At 38.7% G+C, this 22,240-nt stretch carries 16 protein-coding genes; 15 read left to right on the top strand and 1 reads right to left on the bottom strand.

Annotated elements, in window-relative coordinates:
* The first annotated feature begins 31 nt into the window (after positions 1–31).
* The 11 genes from H8700_RS08370 (at position 32) to H8700_RS08320 (ending at position 17,297) form a co-directional block, all read left to right on the top strand.
* Positions 32–694: an HD-GYP domain-containing protein gene (locus H8700_RS08370; protein ID WP_022140860.1), complete on the top strand. Its 663-nt coding sequence runs from the start codon at positions 32–34 to the stop codon at positions 692–694.
* A gap of 182 nt (positions 695–876) precedes the next feature.
* Positions 877–2,676, top strand: coding sequence for an aspartate--tRNA ligase (aspS, locus tag H8700_RS08365; protein ID WP_249305049.1), 1,800 nt, complete (start codon positions 877–879; stop codon positions 2,674–2,676).
* Positions 2,673–3,179, top strand: a complete 507-nt coding sequence (locus tag H8700_RS08360; RefSeq protein ID WP_249305046.1) for a phosphatase PAP2 family protein — start codon at positions 2,673–2,675, stop codon at positions 3,177–3,179. The genes aspS and H8700_RS08360 overlap by 4 nt, the downstream gene beginning before the upstream one ends.
* 59 nt (positions 3,180–3,238) lie before the next feature.
* On the top strand, positions 3,239–5,656 hold the full coding sequence (gene leuS, locus H8700_RS08355) for a leucine--tRNA ligase (protein ID WP_334299645.1): 2,418 nt from the start codon (positions 3,239–3,241) through the stop codon (positions 5,654–5,656).
* 410 nt (positions 5,657–6,066) lie between these two features.
* Positions 6,067–6,642, top strand: coding sequence for a manganese efflux pump MntP (locus H8700_RS08350; RefSeq protein ID WP_249305044.1), 576 nt, complete (start codon positions 6,067–6,069; stop codon positions 6,640–6,642).
* 30 nt (positions 6,643–6,672) lie between these two features.
* Entirely contained in the window at positions 6,673–7,602 is a 930-nt protein-coding gene (locus H8700_RS08345) for a calcium/sodium antiporter (RefSeq protein ID WP_249305042.1), read from the top strand.
* 426 nt (positions 7,603–8,028) lie between these two features.
* Positions 8,029–10,113 carry a molecular chaperone HtpG gene (htpG, locus tag H8700_RS08340; RefSeq protein ID WP_249305039.1) on the top strand — a complete coding sequence of 695 codons (2,085 nt, stop codon included), beginning with the start codon at positions 8,029–8,031 and terminating at the stop codon, positions 10,111–10,113.
* Between the two features lie 267 nt (positions 10,114–10,380).
* Entirely contained in the window at positions 10,381–12,507 is a 2,127-nt protein-coding gene (locus H8700_RS08335; RefSeq protein ID WP_249305037.1) for an efflux RND transporter permease subunit, read from the top strand.
* Between the two features lie 171 nt (positions 12,508–12,678).
* Positions 12,679–15,039: a hypothetical protein gene (locus tag H8700_RS08330; protein WP_249305034.1), complete on the top strand. Its 2,361-nt coding sequence runs from the start codon at positions 12,679–12,681 to the stop codon at positions 15,037–15,039.
* A 14-nt stretch (positions 15,040–15,053) separates the two neighbouring features.
* Positions 15,054–15,662 carry a TetR/AcrR family transcriptional regulator gene (locus H8700_RS08325; protein WP_249305030.1) on the top strand — a complete coding sequence of 203 codons (609 nt, stop codon included), beginning with the start codon at positions 15,054–15,056 and terminating at the stop codon, positions 15,660–15,662.
* 615 nt (positions 15,663–16,277) lie between these two features.
* Positions 16,278–17,297 (top strand): hypothetical protein, encoded by a 1,020-nt coding sequence (locus tag H8700_RS08320; RefSeq protein ID WP_249305027.1) that lies wholly within the window; start codon positions 16,278–16,280, stop codon positions 17,295–17,297.
* 147 nt (positions 17,298–17,444) lie between these two features.
* On the opposite strand, the gene asnS is transcribed toward H8700_RS08320, so the two are convergent.
* Positions 17,445–18,836, bottom strand: a complete 1,392-nt coding sequence (gene asnS / locus H8700_RS08315) for an asparagine--tRNA ligase (protein WP_249305025.1) — start codon at positions 18,834–18,836, stop codon at positions 17,445–17,447.
* A gap of 282 nt (positions 18,837–19,118) precedes the next feature.
* Between asnS and H8700_RS08310 the strand changes: the two genes are divergently transcribed.
* From H8700_RS08310 to spo0A, 4 genes are all read left to right on the top strand, one after another.
* Positions 19,119–19,568: a response regulator gene (locus tag H8700_RS08310; protein WP_022141719.1), complete on the top strand. Its 450-nt coding sequence runs from the start codon at positions 19,119–19,121 to the stop codon at positions 19,566–19,568.
* Between the two features lie 4 nt (positions 19,569–19,572).
* A complete protein-coding gene (locus H8700_RS08305) occupies positions 19,573–20,163 on the top strand; it encodes a histidine kinase (protein ID WP_249305023.1) in 591 nt (196 codons plus the stop codon).
* 42 nt (positions 20,164–20,205) lie between these two features.
* Positions 20,206–20,997, top strand: a complete 792-nt coding sequence (locus H8700_RS08300; protein ID WP_022141717.1) for a response regulator — start codon at positions 20,206–20,208, stop codon at positions 20,995–20,997.
* A 260-nt stretch (positions 20,998–21,257) separates the two neighbouring features.
* Entirely contained in the window at positions 21,258–22,112 is an 855-nt protein-coding gene (spo0A, locus tag H8700_RS08295; protein WP_249305021.1) for a sporulation transcription factor Spo0A, read from the top strand.
* Positions 22,113–22,240 lie beyond the last annotated feature (128 nt).

Below are 22,240 nucleotides of genomic sequence, written 5' to 3'. Positions count from 1 at the left end.
TGTCAGGAATGCTTAGATTGTGAGGGTGTTCATGGAAAGATATGTAAGTGATGTAATGGAAATAGAAAAGATACCAAAAGCGATGCGGGATACGGTCTGTGAAGAAATGCAGCATGGAGTAGAAGTCAGCAATCTGGCTGTATTGATTGCAAAAGAGTTAAATGAAAAAGAAGAATTTTGCCGGAATATTGAAATTGCGGGAATATTACATGATATCGGTAAGTTGAAATTAATGAAATATCTATATTCACAGGATGGGCTGATCGTAGAACAGATGAAATATGTCAGACAGCATACAGCACAAAGTTATGAGATGATGCGGGATGCCGGTTACGATGAAATACTTGCAAACGCTGTTTTTCATCATCATGAAAATTTTGACGGTTCGGGATATCCCGATAATCTGCGTGGAGAAGATATTCCGTATATGGCAAGGATCTTACGGGTATGTGATGTCTTTATCGCATTGACTTCCAAAAGGGTTTACCGCAATGCGTTTGATCCGAAGTCTGCTTTAGAGATTATGATCGATGAAGTGGGAGATTATGATATGCATGTTTTTTTAGCGTTTCAAAGAGTTGTTCATAGAGATGTCTTTCAGGAGGGGATTGCAAGCTTGAAGGAGATTAGAGATGAAAGACAGTTAGAACCGCTAAAGCTTTTTGTGAAAGAAATGCAGCATACGGGGAACTGACAGATTGTTTTTTGTCGGAAAAGACAAAGGTTTGTAAAAGCAGGACTTGTGCAGAAGAGAACTCAATCTTGCTATATTTCGTATTTCGTTGTAAAATATAGATTGGTGTCGCCTGAGGTCAAATCGGGTGACAGAGAGCAAACATGCCGTAAAGATATGAAACGGCAGAATGGAGGAATAAGATGGCTGAGTCAATGAAGGGCCTGAAACGTACATGTCGTTGTGCGGAGTTAAGTGAGGCAAATGTAGGCAGTGAAGTTACTGTAATGGGCTGGGTACAAAAACAGCGTAATAAGGGCGGTATTATTTTTGTCGATATGCGTGACCGTTCGGGAATCTTGCAGGTAATCTTTGAAGATGGTGAGATTGATAAAGAAGGTTTTGCAAAGGCAGAAAAGCTTAGAAGTGAGTTTGTAATTGCAGTAACCGGTGAAGTTACAAAACGTTCCGGAGCTGTCAATGATAAATTAAAAACAGGAGCGATCGAGGTGCGTGCAAAAAGCATCCGTATCTTGTCGGAATCAGAGACTCCTCCATTTCCTATCGAAGCAGACAGTAAGACAAAAGAAGAATTGCGTTTGAAATATCGTTATTTGGATCTTCGCCGTCCTGATTTGCAAAGAAATCTTATGATGAAAAGTAAAGTCATGACATTGGTAAGACAGTTCCTTGCCGATGAGGGCTTTTTAGAGATAGAAACTCCTATTTTACAGAAGAGTACACCGGAAGGTGCAAGAGATTATCTTGTACCAAGTCGTATCCATCCGGGACATTTCTATGCACTTCCACAGTCACCACAGCTTTTTAAGCAGTTGTTGATGTGTTCAGGATACGATCGTTATTTCCAGATTGCAAGATGTTTCCGTGACGAAGATCTTCGTGCGGACAGACAGCCGGAATTTACACAGATCGATATGGAGCTTTCTTTTGTAGATGAAGATGATGTTATGGATGTCAACGAACGTCTGTTACAGAAGCTTTTCAAAGAAGTATTAGATGTAGATATCGAGCTTCCGATCCAGCGTATGACATGGCAGGAAGCAATGGACCGTTTCGGATCAGATAAGCCGGATCTGCGTTTTGGCATGGAATTAAAAGATGTGTCAGATGTTGTTAAAGGCTGTGGCTTTGGCGTATTTACCGGAGCACTTGAAAATGGCGGATCTGTTCGTGGTATCAATGCCAAAGGACAGGGAGCAATGCCGCGTAAGAAAATTGATGCTCTTGTTAAGACAGCAAAAGATTTTGGTGCAAAAGGACTTGCTTATCTTTGCATCAATGAAGATGGAAGCTACAAATCTTCTTTTGCAAAATTCATGACAGAAGAAGAGTTAAAGCATTTGGTAGAAGCGATGGACGGAGAAGCCGGCGATCTGCTTCTCTTTGCAGCCGATAAGAATAAGATCGTCTGGGATGTGCTTGGAAATCTCCGTTTAGAGATTGCTAAGAACTTAGATCTCTTAAAGAAAGACGAATACAAATTCTTATGGGTAACGGAATTCCCTGAGTTTGAATATTCGGAAGAACAAGGCAGATATTTAGCAATGCATCATCCGTTTACCATGCCTTTTGAAGAAGACATTCCTTATCTGGAATCGAATCCGGAAAAAGTACGTGCAAGAGCATATGATATTATCTTAAATGGTACAGAGATCGGTGGTGGATCAATCCGAATCCATCAGGATGATGTACAGGAAACAATGCTTCGTGCACTTGGCTTTACAAATGAAAAAGCACATGAACAGTTTGGTTTCCTTTTAGATGCATTTAAGTATGGAGTACCACCACATGCAGGACTTGCATATGGTCTGGACCGTCTTGTGATGTTAATGGCAAAAGAAGACAGTATCCGTGATGTCATTGCATTCCCAAAAGTAAAAGATGCATCATGTCTTATGACGAATGCACCGGATGTTGTAGATGATAAGCAATTAGAAGAGCTTAGTCTTGACGTTGTACTTCCGAAAGAGGAGCAGGAATGAAGAAAGAAACATATGTAAAATGCATGGATTTTATTCGATCAACGCCCAGTGGTGTAGTGATCGTCAACAATTTAGGAAAACTGTTTACTTTCATTACGGCAGCGTGCTATCTGTTTATCACGGCAGGCTGTATATGGGGACGGTTATGGCAGGAGCTTATCATTTATCTTGCTATACCGGGAATCTCTTTTGTTGCAGTCAGCATTTTTCGAAAATGCTACAATGCCAAAAGACCATATGAAATATATGATTTCAAACCGTTGATACCAAAAGACACGATTGGAAAGTCATTTCCGAGCCGTCATGTGTTTTCAATCTTTGTGATCGGAACAACGCTTTTATATCATTATACGTTTACCGGTGTTTTGATCTTATATATGGGCTGTCTGTTAGCGGCGATCCGCGTGATCACGGGAGTTCATTTTCCGAAAGACGTGATTGTAGGTGGACTGATCGGTATACTTTGCGGTGCGGTTGCAAATATATTATTTTGGCTCTTATGATCTGACATTATAAACAGAATACCTTTTTAGGCAGTATAGAATATATTCAGGAGGAAAGAATCATGGAAATGTACAACCACCATACAGTGGAAAAAAAGTGGCAAAAGATCTGGGATGATGAAAAAGCATTCAAGACAGAAAACGATTATACAAAGCCTAAGTTTTATGCTTTGGTAGAATTTCCATATCCATCAGGACAGGGACTTCATGTAGGTCATCCAAGACCATACACTGCTTTGGATATCGTAGCAAGAAAACGTCGCATGCAGGGATATAATGTATTATATCCAATGGGATGGGATGCTTTTGGTCTGCCAACAGAGAATTATGCGATCAAGAATAAGATCCATCCAAAGATCATTACAAAGAACAATGTAGCACATTTTAAAGAGCAGCTTCATTCTTTAGGATATTCATTTGACTGGGATCGTGAGATCAATACAACAGATCCGGGATATTATAAATGGACACAGTGGATCTTTTTGAAACTTTTTAAAGCAGGACTTGCTTATAAAAAGGAAATGCCGATCAACTGGTGTACATCTTGTAAAGTTGGTCTGGCCAACGAAGAAGTAGTCAATGGTGTCTGTGAACGTTGCGGTTCTCCTGTCGTTCGTAAAGTAAAGAGCGAGTGGATGTTAAAGATTACAAATTATGCAGATAAACTGATTGAAGGGTTAAAAGATGTAGATTATATCGAGCGTGTTAAGACATCACAGATCAACTGGATCGGACGCTCTGAAGGTGCGGAAGTTGACTTTGCAATTGCCGGAAAAGAAGATAAGTTAAGAGTTTATACAACAAGACCGGATACATTATTTGGTGCTACTTACATGGTAGTCTCTCCGGAGCATCCTCTGATCGACAAATATAAAGATGAGATCACTAATTGGGATGAAATCATGACATATCGTGAGATGGCTGCTAAGAAGTCTGACTTTGAACGTACGGAGCTTGCAAAAGACAAGACCGGTGTTGTCCTTGGCGGACTGACAGCGATCAATCCGATCAACAATACAGAAATTCCGATCTGGATCTCTGATTATGTATTAATGACATACGGAACAGGTGCGATCATGGCAGTTCCGGCACATGATGACCGTGATTGGGAATTCGCTAAGAAGTTTAATCTTCCAATGATCCAGGTAGTAGAAGGAAAAGACGGTCCTGTCGATATCAATGAAGCAGCATTTACCGATGTTGCAACCGGTAAGATGATCAATTCCGGTTTTCTGACAGGTCTTAGTGTAGAAGAAGCAAAAGAAAAAGTAAAAGATTTCCTGACAGAAAACAAGATCGGTAATCGTAAAGTCAATTACAAGCTTCGTGACTGGGTATTCTCAAGACAGAGATACTGGGGTGAACCGATTCCAATCGTTCATTGTGATAAATGTGGTTATGTACCGTTAGATGAAAGTGAACTTCCGCTTCTTCTTCCGGAAGTAGAGAGCTATATGCCGACAGACAATGGAGAATCTCCACTCGCAGCGATGACAGACTGGGTAAACACAACTTGTCCATGCTGTGGCGGTCCTGCTAAGAGAGAGACAGATACCATGCCTCAGTGGGCAGGATCTTCATGGTATTTCCTGCGCTATACCGATCCCAAGAATACAGAAGCACTTGCAAGCAAAGAAGCATTGGAATACTGGCTTCCGGTAGACTGGTATAACGGTGGTATGGAGCATACAACTCTTCATCTGTTATATTCACGTTTCTGGCATAAATTCCTTTATGACCAGAAGATCGTTCCAACACCGGAACCTTATCAGAAACGTACTTCTCATGGTATGATCCTTGGCGAAAACGGTGAGAAGATGAGTAAATCCCGTGGTAACGTTGTCAATCCGGATGATATTGTCAATGATTATGGTGCAGATACGCTTAGAACATATGAAATGTTTATCGGAGCATTTGATCTGAGTGCATCATGGTCAGAAGATGGTGTAAAAGGATGCCGTCGTTTCTTAGAACGTGTATGGAAATTACAGTCTATGATGACAGAGGACGAAGGATATTCCAAAGATTTAGAGACAAAGATGCACCAGACGATCAAAAAAGTAAGCAATGACTTTGAAAACCTGAAGTTTAATACAGCAATCGCAGCAATGATGTCTCTGATCAATGAATTCTATAAAAAGAATTCCGTAACAAAGGGTGAATACAAGACGTTGATCACATTATTAAATCCGGTTGCTCCGCATATGACAGAAGAACTTTGGTCTATTCTTGGTGGAGAGGGCAGATTGTATCAGACAGCATGGCCGGAGTATGAAGAAGCAAAGACCGTAGAATCTACTGTTGAGATTGCTGTTCAGATCAATGGTAAGACAAAAGCAACGATTTCAATCGGTAAAGATGATCCAAAAGATGATGTGCTTGCAAAAGCAAAAGAAGCATTAGGTGATAAGCTTTCGGGCAATATTATCAAAGAGATTTATGTTCCGGGAAGAATTGTGAATATCGTAGCAAAATAAGAAAGAAATACCTAGCAATCGAAACAGTGCCCCAAAAGGAAACCAAATCAAAAATGCGAATACAATATTTACAAATATGACGCATGATATTAGTTATAAACGATAGGATGCCAAGGGGGAAGAGGAATTTAGGGGTGGCTGGTTGACAAAATTTCTCATTATTGCTATACTGACAAAAGCATTGAGGGAGTAGTTAGCGTAATACGAAAGAAGCGTGACTAAGTCAACAAACTCGTCCGAAAGGTCTGGCTTAATCTTAAATAACAAGACTCATGCACAGTATTTTTCTGTGCTGGGTTTTTGAAAAACAGGTACGGAATTGTACCTGTTTTTCTTACTTTATGGAGCGAAATCAAAGGATTTTTGACATAAGATGTATATGGGACATTTATACAAAACGGAGGAAGATTATGAGTATTATCGAATTATTATTGATCGGAATCGGTTTATCGATGGATGCTTTCGCCGTATCAGTCTGTAAAGGACTGGGAATGACGAAGCTGAATAAGAAAAATGCTTTTCTGATCGCGCTTTTCTTTGGCGGTTTTCAGGCATTGATGCCATGGCTTGGCTGGTTTATCGGATCGCGTTTTCAAAAGTATATTGAGCAGTTTGACCATTGGATCGCATTCGGACTTCTTGTTTTTATTGGAGGACAGATGATCTATGAAAGTCTGAAGGAGAAAGACGAAGTTGAGACAGAAGGAGACCAGCTGGATATCGGACAGCTTTTTTTGATGGCGATTGCAACCAGCATTGATGCATTAGCGATCGGTGTTACTTTTGCATTACTGCCGGGTGTAAATATCTGGACATCAATCGCATTGATCGGGTGTACTACATTTATGATTTCTTTTGCCGGAGTCGGCATCGGTTTTCGATTTGGAAATAAATATGAAAAAAAAGCGCAGATCGTAGGCGGTGTGATCCTGATCGTGCTTGGCATCAAGATTTTATTGGAACATTTAGGCGTGTTGCCATTTTAAGAGAGAGAAAAAGAGTAATGGAGGATTGATATGGAGTATATTATTTTAATTATCGGATTTGTATTGTTGATCAAGGGAGCAGATTTTTTTGTGGAAGGCAGTTCGAGTGTTGCAAAACAGCTTCGTGTGCCATCCATGATCATTGGACTTACGATTGTCGCAATGGGGACAAGTCTTCCGGAATGTTCTGTTAGTATTACGGCTGCACTGGCACATAAGAACGGACTTGCTATCAGCAATGCAGTTGGATCAAATACTTTTAATCTGATGGTGGTTTGTGGTGCCTGTACATTATTTTGTCCGTTAGCGGTTCAGAAAGAAACTTTAAAGAAAGAATTTCCGTTTTCTATTGTAGCAGCATTACTTCTGTTAGGATTTGGATTTACCGGAATGTTAGTCGGTCATATGGAAGGGTTTGTAATGTTATTTCTCTTTGCCTGCTTTTTGATCTGGATGATCCAATCAGCAAGAAAAGCGAGAGCGACAGCGTCCGATGAAGAAGAATATGAGATTCTTCCTGTCTGGAAATGTTTTCTTTTTATCGCAGGCGGTATCATTGCAATCAAGTTTGGCGGAGATATGGTAGTAGACAGTGCTTCAACGATTGCTAAAAATTTCGGCATGACAGATACATTGATCGGTCTTACGATCGTAGCATTTGGAACAAGTCTTCCTGAACTTGTGACATCGATCGTAGCCGCAAGAAAAGATGAGGTGGATATGGCACTTGGTAATGTGATCGGTTCAAATATCTTTAATATTTTGCTGGTCCTTGGTGTAGCTGCGGCAATTTCTCCGATCACATTTTCGATGCAAAATATTATTGACATAATCGTTTTAGTGATTATGAGCATTCTGGTACTGATCTTTGCAGCAACCAAAAAGACGATCAACCGCACCGAAGGAATCATTATGCTAGTGCTGTATGCAGGATATGTGGTATATATCTGTAATCGTTAGGAAAGATCGTTAGGAAGCTTATTATAAAAAACGGATTTTTAAGTAAATGAATAGCTGGATTTTTGTGATATAAAAAAGCATGAAAAATGGATGTAGAGGTCGAAAGAAGAAATTCTAAGATAAAACAGGAAAGAACGAAATCTTTTATATGATAAGGGTATTTTAGCACTCTGATAAAAAGAGTGCTAAAATACCCTTGACTTTTTAGAAAAAGAGTATTATAGTATGTTTTGCATGGGTTATTAGCACTCTAGTTTGTTGATTGCTAATACAAATCCGAAAAAGAGAACATAAAGACATGATACGAATGAATATCCGTTCCGGTGGTAAACCACACAAGACTAGGAAAGGAAAAACGAAAGCTTTTTGATTCAGAGTACATGTTGTCACATTATAATAAGAAGCAAAAAGATAGGAGAGATGAATATGTCAACAAGAACAGGTAGTTTATCAATTGATTCTGAAAATATGTTTCCGATCATTAAGAAGTGGTTATACTCGGATCATGACATTTTTATCCGTGAATTGATCTCAAACGGCTGTGATGCGATCACAAAATTAAAAAAATTAGATATTATGGGAGAATATACACTTCCTGATGATTTTAAAGCTGAGATACAGGTTGTTGTAGATACCGAAGGAAAGTCGATCAGCTTTACCGATACCGGAATTGGTATGACAGAAGATGAAGTGCAAGAGTACATTAATCAGGTGGCTTTTTCCGGAGCAACAGACTTTTTAGAGAAGTATAAAGATAAGACAAATGAAGAGCAGATCATCGGTCATTTTGGACTTGGTTTTTACTCTGCATTTATGGTAGCTGATCGTGTGACGATCGATACATTGTCATGGCAGGATGGCGCAAAAGCAGTTCATTGGGAATCAGAAGGCGGCATCAACTTTGAGATCACAGATGGTTCGAAAGACACGATCGGTACAACGATCACATTATATCTGTCAGAAGACAGCGTAGAATTTGCAAATGAATATCGTGTACGTGAAGTGCTGAATAAATATTGTTCATTCATGCCGGTAGAGATCTTTTTATCAAAAGCAAATGCCGAGCAGGAATACGAAACGATTGACGCTGCAGATCTTAGAGAAGATGATGTTGTCGTTGAAAATATCGTAGAAGAAGCAAAGACCGAAGAACGTGAAAATGAAAACGGAGAAAAAGAAGTCGTAGAAGTATCTCCGCGTAAAGAAAAAGTTAAGATCAACAAACGTCCGGTTTCGATCAGTGATACATTGCCATTGTGGATGAAACATCCCAATGATTGTACAGATGATGAGTACAAAGAATTTTACAGAAAAGTATTCAATGACTACAAAGAACCTCTTTTCTGGATCCATTTGAATATGGATTACCCATTTAACTTAAAAGGTATCCTGTATTTCCCTAAAGTAAATACCGAATACGATAACTTAGAAGGCGTGATCAAGTTATACAACAATCAGGTATTTATTGCAGATAATATTAAAGAAGTTATTCCGGAATTCTTAATGCTCTTAAAGGGTGTGATCGATTGTCCTGATCTTCCTTTGAACGTTTCACGTAGCGCATTACAGAATGATGGCTTTGTAAAGAAAATCTCGGATTATATCACGAAGAAAGTTGCTGATAAATTATCAGGCATGTATAAAGTGGAACGTGAGAATTATGAGAAATACTGGGATGATATCAGTCCATTCATCAAATATGGCTGCTTAAAGGATCAGAAGTTCCGTGAGAAGATGGAAGATTTCATTATCTTTAGAAACTTAGAAGATAAGTTTATTACTCTGCCGGAATATGTGGAAGAGCGAAAGAAAGCCGAAGGCAAAGAGCAGACGAAAGAGGAAGATGCAAAGGACGATACTTCCGAAAACAGCGAAAAAGCAGAGGCTGACAAGGAAGAAGAGCCTACGATAGTATATTATGTAACCGATATGCAGCAGCAGAGCCAGTATATCAATATGTTCAAAGAACAGAATATCGATGCGATCATCTTAAAGCACAGCATTGACCAGCCGTTTATCACACAGTTAGAGCAGGGTGACCTAAAAGTAAAATTCCAGCGTATTGATGCGGATCTCTCAGAAACAATGACGCAGGAAGCTGACGAAGAGACAATCAAGAAAGAGACAGAAACATTGACAGAAGTCTTTAAGAAAGCTTTAGGCAAAGAACAGTTAGAAGTCAAAGTCGAGAAGTTAAAGAATGAAAATGTATCGTCTATGATGACACTTTCCGAAGAAACACGTCGTATGCAGGATATGATGAAGATGTATAGTGCCGGTGGAATGGGTGGCATGGATATGAGTATGTTTGGCGGCGGAGAGACTTTGGTCTTAAACTCATCAAATAAGCTTGTACAATATATCTTAGAAAACAAAGATGGTGAATATGTTGATATGTTCTGTAAACAGCTTTATGATCTTGCCATGTTGGCACATAAGCCATTATCTGCACAGGAAATGACAGATTTTGTAGCAAGAAGTAATGAGATCATGATGTTACTTGCAAAATAAATAGAAAGCAGAGTTGCTTTTTATAAGCAGCCGGTTGGGGCAAAGCGTTGGCTTTGCCCTTTTTTGAATAGGAAACTGCTTGTGCAATAGTGGTATATTCACCGAAATTGCTTTGGATTTTTAAGATTTTTCATACAAATCTTAAAGAAATCTTAATTGAAAAAATAATTATTGACTAATGGTCATTTTTTTACTATACTAGGCTATAGTAAAAATGACCATTAGTCATTTTGATAAAATTTATTATTAACGAAGGGAAGAGAGAAAATGATTCGTATAGGTAAGTGGATTACAAAACATAAGAACATCATTTTAATTTTGACGGTATTGCTTCTGATACCGGCAGCATTCGGTTATGTATCAACCCGTGTCAACTATGATGTACTCAGTTATTTGCCGGAGTCATTAGAAACGGTAAAAGGACAGGACATTATGGTAGATGAGTTTGGAATGGGTGCTTTCTCCATGATCATTGTCGAAGACATGGATATGAAAGATGCCGTCAAACTTGAGAATAAGCTTGAAAAGATTGATCATGTCAAGGATGTATTATTCTATGATGATGCATTAGACATCTCGGTACCAACGGAAATGATTCCTGAGGACTTAAGAAAAGCTTTCTTTAACGGTGATGCCAAGATGATGATCGCTTTTTTCGATTCAACGACATCAACAGATGAAACAATGGGAGCGATCGAAAAGATCCGTTCTACCGTATCATCGAATGTGTACGCCAGCGGAATGTCCGGTGTCGTAACAGACATTAAGAACCTGGCATTAGAGGAAATGCCGGTTTATGTGGTAGTTGCTTCCGTGTTATCATTGATCGTACTTTTGATAACAATGGAATCTGTAGTATCTCCATTGATCTTTTTGGCAACAATCGGTATTTCGATAGTATTTAACTTAGGAAGTAATCTGTTCTTAGGTGAGATTTCCTATATTACGCAGGCGTTAGCCGCGGTATTGCAATTAGCGGTTACGATGGATTATTCAATCTTCCTGTTAGAGAGTTATGAAGCGAATAAGCTCCGCTATCCGGGAGACAATAAACGAGCCATGGCACATGCGATCGCCAATACATTTAAGTCCGTATCAAGTAGTTCGGTTACAACAATTGCCGGATTCATCGCACTTTGCTTTATGACATTTAAGTTAGGTACGAACATCGGTGTTGTAATGTCAAAGGGTGTTGTGATCGGTGTAGTAGCCTGTGTAACGATTTTACCTGCTATGATCCTTACATTCGATAAAGTGATCGAAAAGACCAGCCATAAGGCGTTGATTCCATCTTTGGATAATGTATCGCATTTCATCGTGAAACATCATTGGGCAGCCTTGATCGTATTTGCGATCCTGATTGCACCGGCTGCTTATGGCAATAGTAATTATGAGATCTATTATAACCTGGACACATCCCTTCCGAAGGATATTCCCAGTGCAAAAGCAAACGAACAGTTGAAAGAAAACTTTGATATGAGTTCCATTCATATGATCTTATTACAGGATGGATTGACAGCCAAAGAAAAGAATGAAATGCTTTCAAAAGTAAAGAAAGTAGATGGCGTAAAATGGGTATTAGGTCTTGATTCCATCGTAGGACCAAACCTTCCGGATTCCCTGATCCCGGATAAGATCAAAACAATGTTAAAGACAGGTAATTATGAATTGCAATTTGTCTGCTCGGATTATGCATCGGCGACTGATGAATCCAATGCACAGATCCATTCCATCGATAAGATTGTAAAATCATATCAGAAGAAGGGGATGGTCATTGGTGAAGCACCTTTGATGAAAGATCTTTCCGATGTTACAAATGTCGATCTGGAAAATGTAAATATCATTTCAATCGCCGCGATCTTCATTATTATACTGATCACATTTAAGTCAATTTCAATACCGATCATTCTGGTATCCGTTATTGAATTCGCGATTGCTTGTAACATGGCAGTTCCGTATTATACGCATACATCGCTTCCGTTCGTGGCAAGTATTGTAATCGGAACAATCCAGCTTGGTGCTACTGTCGATTATGCGATCCTTATGACGAACCGTTATCATAAAGAACGTACGATCCGAAAGAGAAGCAAAAAAGATGCAATCATCGTTGCACACCAGACCTCAATTAAGTCAATCTTAACAAGTGGACTTTGCTTCTTTGCAGCAACGTTTGGTGTATCTATTTATTCACGTATCGATATGATCGGTGCGATCTGTACATTGCTTGCAAGAGGTGCGGTGATCAGTATGGTTGTTGTAATCTGTATCCTTCCTGCCATGCTTTGGATATTTGATGGTGTGATCATAAGAAGTTCATGGGATATGATCAAAGAAAAAGTTCACCAGCGTGACAAAGAACATGGTAATGTAGCAATAGAAGAACAAAATGCATAAACAAACATATGGTGTCAAAAGTCAATAGAGTTTAGAAGAGACTTTTGATACCATGATAGAAAAAGAAGTTGTCAATGACTGGTAACATCAAAAGATGTTGCAAATGCTCTGTGCCTGGTGCATCTGGCACAGAAGCAATCTGGCACAAGATGCACAGAAATGAGGATTATTATGAGAGTGAATAAAAAGAAAATGGCAGCAGCCGGAATCAGTGTATTATTAGCTTCAGGATTGTTAGTAGGCAGTGTGGAATATGCTTCTCATACATTCGCATTGAGTAAAGCAGCCGCAGCAGGGAATACAAAGACAGTAACAGAAAGTGTCAATACAAAAGCAGCAAAGAAAGCAGATGCTTCAAAGGTATCAAAAGAAGAAACGGTATATGTTACAATGGATGCTAATGGAAAAAAAGATGAAGTGATCGTTTCAGACTGGTTAAAGAATGCAGGTATTAATGGAAAAATCTCTGATGTTTCAGATCTGAAAGACATTCAGAATACAAAAGGAAATGAAAAGTTTACACAGGATGACAGCACTCTGACCTGGGATGCTAAGAAAAATGATATTTATTATCAGGGTACATCAGACAAAGAGCTTCCTGTCGGAATGGAGATCTCATATAAATTAGATGGTAAAGAAGTATCTGCAAAAGATCTTGCCGGTAAGAGTGGAAAGTTTGAGATGAATATCAAATATACTAACTCTTCGAAAAAGAAAGTAACGGTAGACGGAAAAGAAACGGAAATCTATACACCTTTCTTAATGGCTACGGGAATGATCCTTTCTACTGATAAATTCCAGAATATCAAAGTTGATAATGGCGAAGTTGTTTCAGAAGGAGACAATGATATCATTATGGCATATGGCATGCCGGGATTAAAAGACAGTTTAGATCTTGCAGGACTTGATTTTGGCGATGATGTTACCATAGATACCGATAAGATCAATGACAAGATTACGGATACGGTTAAGATCACAGCAGATGTAAAAGATTTTGAAATGGGTGCTTCTTATACTGTAGCAACAGCAAGTCTGTTCAAAGATATTGACTTTGGTGATATTGACAGTCTCGATGATCTGGATGATAAGATGGATGACTTAAAGGATGCAGCAAATAAGCTTGTAGATGGTGCAGATACTTTAAGTGATGGATTAAAGACATTAAACAGCAATATCAAGAAATACAATAAAGCGATCAAGACATTGAATAAGAGTGTCGGTACATTAAATACCGGTGCTACAAAGTTAAAAAAAGGAGTTGGTACTTATACAAAGTCAGCGGATAAGTTATTCAAGGGTGTGATCAAATACTCAGATGGTACAAAGACATTTGCACAGAGCACTAAGAAATATACAGCCGGTGCAAAAGCATTAGTCGATGGTGCCGGTAAGATTTCTTCTTCCGCAGAGCAGTTCCCTGCCTCTTATAAACAGTTCAATGACAGCTTAACCTCATATGTCAATGGCGTAAACACACTTCTTGCAGAAGAAAATATGACAAAGCTTTCAAGCGGTGTTAATTCCTTAAAAGCAGGTGTAGAGTCGTTAGACAGCGGTCTGACATCAGCGATCAGCGGTGTTGATAAGATCAATGCTGCTGCAAAGCAGTTAGAAGGAACAGATGCAAAGACAACTGCATTAAGAGAATCTATTAACACTACGAAAGATGCAATGGAGGATGCAGCCAAGAATGCAGCAACAGAGCAGGAGAAAGCAACTTATCAGGCACAGGTTCAGTTATATGAGTCTATGCTTAATTATATGGATAACGTTCAGAGAGCCGGTGCAGGACTGGATGCAGCTACGAACGGTAAACCGGACAGCGAAGCTGCTGATCAGAATGGCAAGACAGACTTAAAACTTGGTCTTCAGACAATGGAAGCTGCAACAAGCAAGACCTCTACAGAGACAAATCTTTATAACGGATTAAGTGCATTACAGAGCAGTGCAAAGACAATGTCTGATAGTGCAGCAACGATCCGTGGTTATAAGACACCGATCTTAGAGGCAAGTGGAAAGATCAATGCAAGTGTAGGTACTTTAACAGAAGCGGTAAAGACATTATATAAGAGCGGTACAACATTAACTGCTAACAATAAGAAATTAAATGATGCTGCAACGACATTAACAAAGAGCTCTAAAACAGTAAAATCCGGTTCTAAGCAGTTAAAAGCTAACAGTGGTACGGTTCGCAGCGGTATGAGCACATTAGCAGGTGGTACTAAGAAACTTTACAAAGCAACGAACACATTAGTTACTACAACAAATAAAGTAGCAAAAGGTGTTAACAAGTTAGACAACGGTGCTTCCAAACTTGCTTCCGGAACAAAAGAATTCAAGGAAGATGGTGTTGATAAGCTTACAGATACCATGAACAGCATTTTAGATGGTGTAAGTGATACCAAAGACAGAGCAGAAGCTGTAAACAACGCAGCAGCAAATTATAAGAGCTTCTCAGGAATCTCTGGTGAAATGGACGGCAGTGTGAAGTTCATTATGACAACAAAAGAAATTAAAGCAGACGACAAATAAAAGGAGAGATTTTTTTGGGTAAGATTGAGGAGAAGAAAAGACAAAAAAAAGAAGCGTTACTTGCCTCAGCTTTCCAGCTCTTTACAGAAAAAGGAATAGATAATACTTCTATTTCAGAAATTGCCAAGAATGCAAATATGGCAAAAGGAACCTTTTATCTGTATTTTAAGGATAAATATGCGATCCAGGATTGCCTGGTCGCATATGAGGCAAACCGGATTTTTGAAAAAGCACATATACAATTAAACAATGAGTTGTTTCAAAAGGTATCGGACTCTTTTGAAGATGCCATTATCTGTTTGGTTGACTGCGTGATAGAGCAGCTTAATGAAAATCCGGTCATCCTTCGCTTTATCGCCAAAAACCTGAGTTGGGGAATCTTTTCAAATATTAGGATTTCAGATCTTGACAATCAGAATTGCATGGATATCTTTGATGAATTAATTCAAAAATCAAAAAAGAAATTCCGGCAAAAAGAATTAATGGTATTTATGATCGTCGAACTGGTTAATGCTACATGCTATAATGTCATCTTAAATCACAGTCCGGTAGGCATTGAAGATTTAAAGAAAGATCTGTATGCAGCAATACGCAGCATCCTCGAACAGTTCGAACTACAATAGCTGCAACAGCCGGCACCTGCAGCATAACAAAAAAGGCATCAGCCATTTGCAAAAAGTTCCGGCAAAGTCCTGACGGATCCTATCGTTTGTAGTATAATATAATGCGTCATATTGAAAATGAATGAATTCACATTTCTATTTGATTTTCCTTTTGGTGCACTGTTTCGATTGCTAAGGATATCTAAGATTTTTAGCTTTTTTGCCCTGATTATGGGCGCTCTCATCTGATATAGGGGCAAGACCTGTCTGATGTACATTGCTGTTTGGGAATCTCAAAGCCCGTCGCCACTTGCGCTGCAAAAATGTTTGTTTTTTGCAGTGCTATGTGTGCGCTACGTGGCTTTGCGAAGCGGGAGCGTGTCCCAAACAACAATGCTACTCAGGCTGAGTCGCCCCTATAGTTATGACCCGCGCCCAATCAGCAAAAAAGCTTAAAAATCAGATATCCTAACCAATCGTCGTGTCAAACCAAAAGGAAAGACAAAATAGAAATGTGAAAGAAATATATCTGATATGACGCAATTTATGAAGCTATAGACGATAAGGATGCAAAGGAGTATCAGAGGAACTTTTGCAAATGGCTGATTTTTTGTGGTGCAGGTAAGGAGGAATTAGATGGGGGCTATGTCTAATTTGGTAAATAAGCTTGTGGCGACCGGCAATCTGGAAGAGGAAGAATTGACGGAGCTGCTTCAATTTCGAAATGAAGAGACTTCTCAGTATCTATATGAGCAGGCACAGATGATCTGTAATAAAAAGAAAAATAAGAAAGTGGAAATCTGGGGCAGGATTTTACTGGGAAATTTTTGCAAAAATGATTGTAAGATGTGTGGTTTACAAAGAGGAAACCGTTTTGTGAAGCGGTATCGTATGGATATGGATCATATTTTGCGACTCTGTCATGATTTTGATGCACAGGGAGTAAAGGGGTTTGTTCTGGAAAGTGGTAACGATCCGCTGCTAGGAGAAGAAAAAATTGCGGAAATTATTTTGGCGATTCACTCTCATCATCCAAAGACGAAGATCATTCTTGCGTTAGGCGAAAAAAATGAAGGTGCATATCTTCATTGGAAAACGGTAGGTGCAGTTGGATATCTGTTAGCACATGGAAGTGCCAATGAGAACCATTTTAAAAAAATCTATCCGGCAAATACTTCCTTTTTATTAAAAAAACAGCACCAATGGCAGTTAAGAAATATAGAGTACCTGCTTGGTGATGAGCTGTTAGTCGGAATACCATATCAGACGGTGAAGGATGTTGTAGACGATCTGCGTTATATGAAGGAACAGGGAGTCAATATTATTGATATACGGACATTTATGCCGGCATTGCATACGGTATTTGAAAGAGAACGAAGCGGTAATGGGGATATGGCGATTTATATTATGGCAATTATGCGTCTGATGCTTCCGAATGCTTATATCCTTGCTGATCCGGTTTTGGAATGTGTAAAAAAGAATGGCAGAGTACAGGCATTAGAAGCAGGAGCAGATGTGCTCATAGTCGATGTACCCGAAGCAGATATTCTTTCTTCTTATTGTGTGTATCAGCGAAAGAGTGGAAGAATGCAGCTTGGTCTTGATGATCTTGATCAACTTAAAATGCAAATACAGGAAAAAGGGTTTCAATTCTGAAACCCTTTTTCCTATGTCTATGCTTGAATTATACCAAAAAAATTTTTATTACCGCTTTCTTTTTTAGTATTTTCATGGAATTATATTGAAGATAGTTTTATAAAAAATATTTGCATAGTGTTTATTATAAAAAACGGTAAGATGTTTTTATAATGTACAATTTCCGACAGTACGTGGAAATGGTAATACATCACGGATGTTTGACATACCGGTCAGATACATCACACAGCGTTCAAAGCCAAGCCCGAAACCGGCATGACGGGCACTTCCGTATTTACGAAGATCGGTGTAGAACGCATAATCATCTAAAGACAACCCGGTTTCTTTCATTCGTGCCAAGAGCAGATCATAATCATCTTCACGCTGGCTGCCACCGATGATCTCACCGATTCCCGGAACCAGACAATCCATGGCTGCAACTGTCTTTTGATCCGGATTTAATTTCATGTAGAATGCTTTGATCTCTTTTGGATAATCGGTCACAAATACCGGACGCTTAAAGATTTCTTCGGTCAGATAGCGTTCGTGTTCTGTCTGAAGATCAGATCCCCAGTGTACTTTATATTGGAAAGCATCATTGTTCTTTTCTAATATTTTAATTGCTTCTGTATATGTGATGTGCCCGAATTCAGAATGCAAAACATGTTCTAAGCGTTCGATCAGACCGGTATCAATATGCTGGTTAAAGAAAGTAAGTTCTTCTTTTGCATGCTCCATGACGTAAGAAATGATATATTTTAGCATATCTTCCGCAACCTGCATATCATCATTAAGATCGGCAAAAGCCATTTCCGGTTCGATCATCCAGAATTCTGCTGCATGGCGGCTTGTATTGGAATTTTCAGCACGAAAAGTCGGCCCGAATGTATAAATGTTTTGGAATGCCATGGCATATGTTTCACCATTTAACTGTCCGCTAACCGTCAGATTAACTTCCTTTCCAAAGAAATCCTTCTTATAATTAACCTTTTCATTAGGTGATTTTTCAATATTTGCAAGGTCTAATGTGGTAACCTGGAACATCTCTCCGGCACCTTCACAGTCGCTTCCTGTAATGATCGGAGTATGCACATAGACAAAATCACGTTCCTGAAAGAACTGATGAATAGCATATGCGATCAGGGAACGGACGCGGAAAACCGCCTGAAAGGTATTGGTTCTCGGACGCAGGTGTGGAATGGTACGAAGATATTCAAAAGAATGTCTTTTCTTTTGTAATGGATAATCCGGAGTAGAGGTGCCTTCTATCGTAATACTTTCTGCATGGATTTCAAAAGGTTGTCGTGCATTTGGTGTAACAAGGACATTGCCTTTTATGATCAATGCAGAGCCGATGTTGAGTTTACGTATCGTATCAAAGTTTTCCAATGTATTGTCAAAGACAACCTGAACCGGCTGAAAATATGTTCCGTCATTGATGGAAATGAAACCAAAGGATTTCGAATCGCGCAAGCTGCGTATCCAGCCACAGATCGTAACGGATTGCTCATTATAAGAATCCATATCCTGATATAATTTTTTGATGTGTATAAAATCCATAATAATCCCCTTTTCTTTTTCTTTCTTTTACGATCAGAGTGCCAAAAGTCTGTTAGAAGTTATGCTGAAGGGCAGATTGTAAATATTTTTCTGCATTTGTGCACACATAATACCAGTATTTCTTATTTTTCTGCATTCGTCAAGTAAATATTCTATAAATGCGTCAGGAAGGTGAGTTGACAAGAAGAAAGGACGGATATATATTAAAAGAAGATTAATTTTATAAATTTTAAATATTATAATTTGATGGTGTGATCTCATGACAATCGGAGGTGTGACATTATGAGAGAGAACGAGCGAGAGGAGACACCTGACAAAGAACTGTTTTCGGGAGAGAAGGTTTTATTGGTTGACGATAATAAGATCAACTTAGAGGTTACGAGGACAGTATTAGAACAGGCAGGAGTCAGAGTAGACACTGCAAATACCGGAGAGAAAGCCTTAGAGCTGTTTTTACAGTCGAAAGAGGGAGAGTACAGGCTTATTTTTATGGATATTAATATGTATGGAATGAATGGATATGAGACAACGCAGAAGATCCGCAGAATGAATCGTAAAGATGCAAAAACGGTGCTGATCTTTGCTGTATCAGCCGACATTCAGGTTACATATAAGGAAAAAGCATTGGAAGCAGGGATGAATGGATGCATTTGTAAGCCGTTTTCGTATAATGACATTATAAAACAGATGCACAGGCTGCTTGAAGAAAAAGAGGGAGAAGAGGACAAATAGACAGATGGAAGAGAAAAGTTCACAAAGTGTAAAACTTAGCAGTCTGAAACCGCATTTTTTGTTTAATGCATTAAATTCCGTGAAATGTGAGGTAATATCAGATGCATCGGACAAGGTAGATCTCTTGGATGATTTTGCAGCTTATTTGCGTTATATTTTGCGTTTTAGTGAGAACAACAATGTGATTAGTGCAAAAGAGATAGTTGCATTTTTAGGTTCATATATACGATTAGAAGAAGCAAGATACGATCAGATCAGGATCATTTTTGAAGTAGAGACACTTCATTTTCAGATGGAGGCATTAACTTTATTTGAATTAATATATAATGCGATACACCATGGTCTTGGTGGTAATGCTCCAGACGGAAAAGTATGGGTCCGCATACAAAAAGGGAAAGGAGAGGTGATCATAGAAATAGAAGATAACGGAAAAGGAATTTCAAAAGAAGCATATCAAAAAGCATATGAAGAAAAAAGATCGTTATTTCAGATCAAAGAATCTATGGAAAGCAGAGGGGGGAGTTTCCGTATTGATACGAAGGAGAACAGGGGAAGTACAATCTATCTGGTGATACCGGATACGATATTGTGTTAAAGTATTACATTAGGAAAGAATGAGAATCAGGAAAGGGAAGCTATGAAAACAATTCTAGTTGATGATGAGAAAAAGGCAATTCAGGTTTTTCAACATATGACAGAGAAAATTGCGACGATTGAACTGGAGGGGATTTTTCAGAATGGAGAAGAAGCGATCGAATTTGTGCAAACGCATACGATTGAACTCGCTATTCTGGACATCCAGTTATTGGAGATGGATGGCATTACATTAGGGAACAAGCTCCACAAGGTTAATCCGAATATTTTACTGATCTATATTACCGGTTATGAAGATTATGCAATGGATGCGATACGGCTGCATGCAGCAGGGTATCTGTTAAAACCATATACACAGGAAGAATTAGAATATGCAATTGAATCAGCACGACTTCTTTCAAGAAGATCGAAGAAACGGATTTTTATTAAGACGTTTGGGCATTTTGATGTCTTTGTAGATGGGGAACCGATCATGTTTCGGAGCGGTAAGGCAAAAGAAATGCTTGCCTTACTTGTTGACCGGCAGGGTGGGACTGTAAATACAGATCAGATTATAGGAACTTTATGGGAAAACAGACCAAATGATGAAGCAACACAGAATTTGTGCAGTAAAGTTGCAAGAAATCTGGCAAAAGAATTAAAAGAGAATGGCGTAGAGAATCTGTTGATCGCAACAAGAGGAATCAGACGCGTGAACACAGAAATTTTTGACTGTGATCTATATGATCTTTTAAATGGCGATCTTCATGCAAAAAAAGAATTTTCCGGAGAATATATGTTAGAATACAGTTGGGCGGAAAACAGAATGGGACAACTGTTAAAATATTTGATGTAACGGATATTATTATAAGGGACTGTCATTTTATGGACAAATGTTTGTGAAGTGGCAGTTTTTTACTTTTTTCGGTTGGAAATCGACAAGAAAAGGAGTAAAAAAACGAAAAAATGTATAAAATTCCATTTGAATTCCATTTCAAATCCATTTTTTTTCACTTTACATTACTATAATAAATATATGTTGTCGGAAAATTATAAAAAACGACAGCAAAAAAAGAAAACCGAAAAAAGGGTAGAATTTTAAGAAAGGAAAGAAAAATGGAGAATGGAAAAATGCGTGTCGTTATTGCAGACAATAACGTACAGGATCGAGAAAGCAAACAAACAACGATGACCAATCTGGGGATAAATGTTATTCTAGCCACTGGGAATGGCAGTAAAGCACTTGAAACAATTCGTGAAGAACAGCCGGATGTTGTAATTATGGATCTGATTCTTCCGGGAATTGATGGAATAGGAATTTTAGAAGAAGTAAATAAAGGAGAAAGTCCGAGAAGAAAACCGGTATTTATCATTGAGACCGCACTTCGTATGGAGAATCTTGTAGATGAAGCGATTCAGGCAGGTGCAGACTATTATATGATGAAACCGGTATCCAATACGATGCTGATCAAAAGAGTATATCAGCTTATGGAAAAAAGAATGCAGATAAACCCAATTGTAACCGGCACAGAGAAAAATACGGTTTCTTTTTGTGATAAAGTCGAAAAAGAAAAACGAAAAAGTACATCGGAAGGATATTCGTTATCCGGTGATTTAGAAAGAGATATTACCAATATTTTGCTTGAGATTGGGATACCGGCGCATATTAAAGGATACCAGTACATAAGGGAAGGTATTATTATGGCATTTTATGACAGAAATATGCTTCATTATATTACGAAATTTTTGTATCCTTCAATTGCTAAAAAGTATAAGACGACCTCAAGCAGTGTTGAAAGAACAATTAGGCATGCGATTGAAGTTGCATGGCGCAGAGGGGATATGGAAGTGTTAGAAGAAGTTTTTGGCAATACAGTCAGTGCAGGAAAAGGGAAACCGACGAATTCTGAATTTATGGCTTTATTGACAGACAAGCTGCGGTTAGAGTATCGCACACAAAGCGTTTCCTAAGAAATAACAAAGAAATGACGAAGAAACTTGACGCTAATTTTGTTTTCGTGGTAAAATAAAGATTAGTGTCAAGTATTTTTTTTACTTTTATGTGTATACATGAGTACAATGATACCAATATTCGCAAT

This window comes from Jutongia hominis (genome assembly GCF_014384965.1).
GTDB classification, from domain to species: Bacteria; Bacillota; Clostridia; order Lachnospirales; family Lachnospiraceae; genus Butyribacter; species Butyribacter hominis.
This window is presented reverse-complemented; position numbering and strand designations above follow the sequence as displayed.

Bases quoted from the DNA above. Each gene is read 5' to 3' on its own strand.
- H8700_RS08310 (WP_022141719.1), top strand. From the start codon at position 19,119: ATGAGAGAGAACGAGCGAGAGGAGACACCTGACAAAGAACTGTTTTCG.
- aspS (WP_249305049.1), top strand. From the start codon at position 877: ATGGCTGAGTCAATGAAGGGCCTGAAACGTACATGTCGTTGTGCGGAG.
- H8700_RS08335 (WP_249305037.1), top strand. From the start codon at position 10,381: ATGATTCGTATAGGTAAGTGGATTACAAAACATAAGAACATCATTTTA.
- H8700_RS08360 (WP_249305046.1), top strand. From the start codon at position 2,673: ATGAAGAAAGAAACATATGTAAAATGCATGGATTTTATTCGATCAACG.
- H8700_RS08345 (WP_249305042.1), top strand. From the start codon at position 6,673: ATGGAGTATATTATTTTAATTATCGGATTTGTATTGTTGATCAAGGGA.
- H8700_RS08330 (WP_249305034.1), top strand. From the start codon at position 12,679: ATGAGAGTGAATAAAAAGAAAATGGCAGCAGCCGGAATCAGTGTATTA.
- asnS (WP_249305025.1), bottom strand. From the start codon at position 18,836: ATGGATTTTATACACATCAAAAAATTATATCAGGATATGGATTCTTAT.
- H8700_RS08305 (WP_249305023.1), top strand. From the start codon at position 19,573: ATGGAAGAGAAAAGTTCACAAAGTGTAAAACTTAGCAGTCTGAAACCG.
- spo0A (WP_249305021.1), top strand. From the start codon at position 21,258: ATGGAGAATGGAAAAATGCGTGTCGTTATTGCAGACAATAACGTACAG.
- H8700_RS08300 (WP_022141717.1), top strand. From the start codon at position 20,206: ATGAAAACAATTCTAGTTGATGATGAGAAAAAGGCAATTCAGGTTTTT.
- htpG (WP_249305039.1), top strand. From the start codon at position 8,029: ATGTCAACAAGAACAGGTAGTTTATCAATTGATTCTGAAAATATGTTT.
- H8700_RS08320 (WP_249305027.1), top strand. From the start codon at position 16,278: ATGGGGGCTATGTCTAATTTGGTAAATAAGCTTGTGGCGACCGGCAAT.
- H8700_RS08370 (WP_022140860.1), top strand. From the start codon at position 32: ATGGAAAGATATGTAAGTGATGTAATGGAAATAGAAAAGATACCAAAA.
- H8700_RS08350 (WP_249305044.1), top strand. From the start codon at position 6,067: ATGAGTATTATCGAATTATTATTGATCGGAATCGGTTTATCGATGGAT.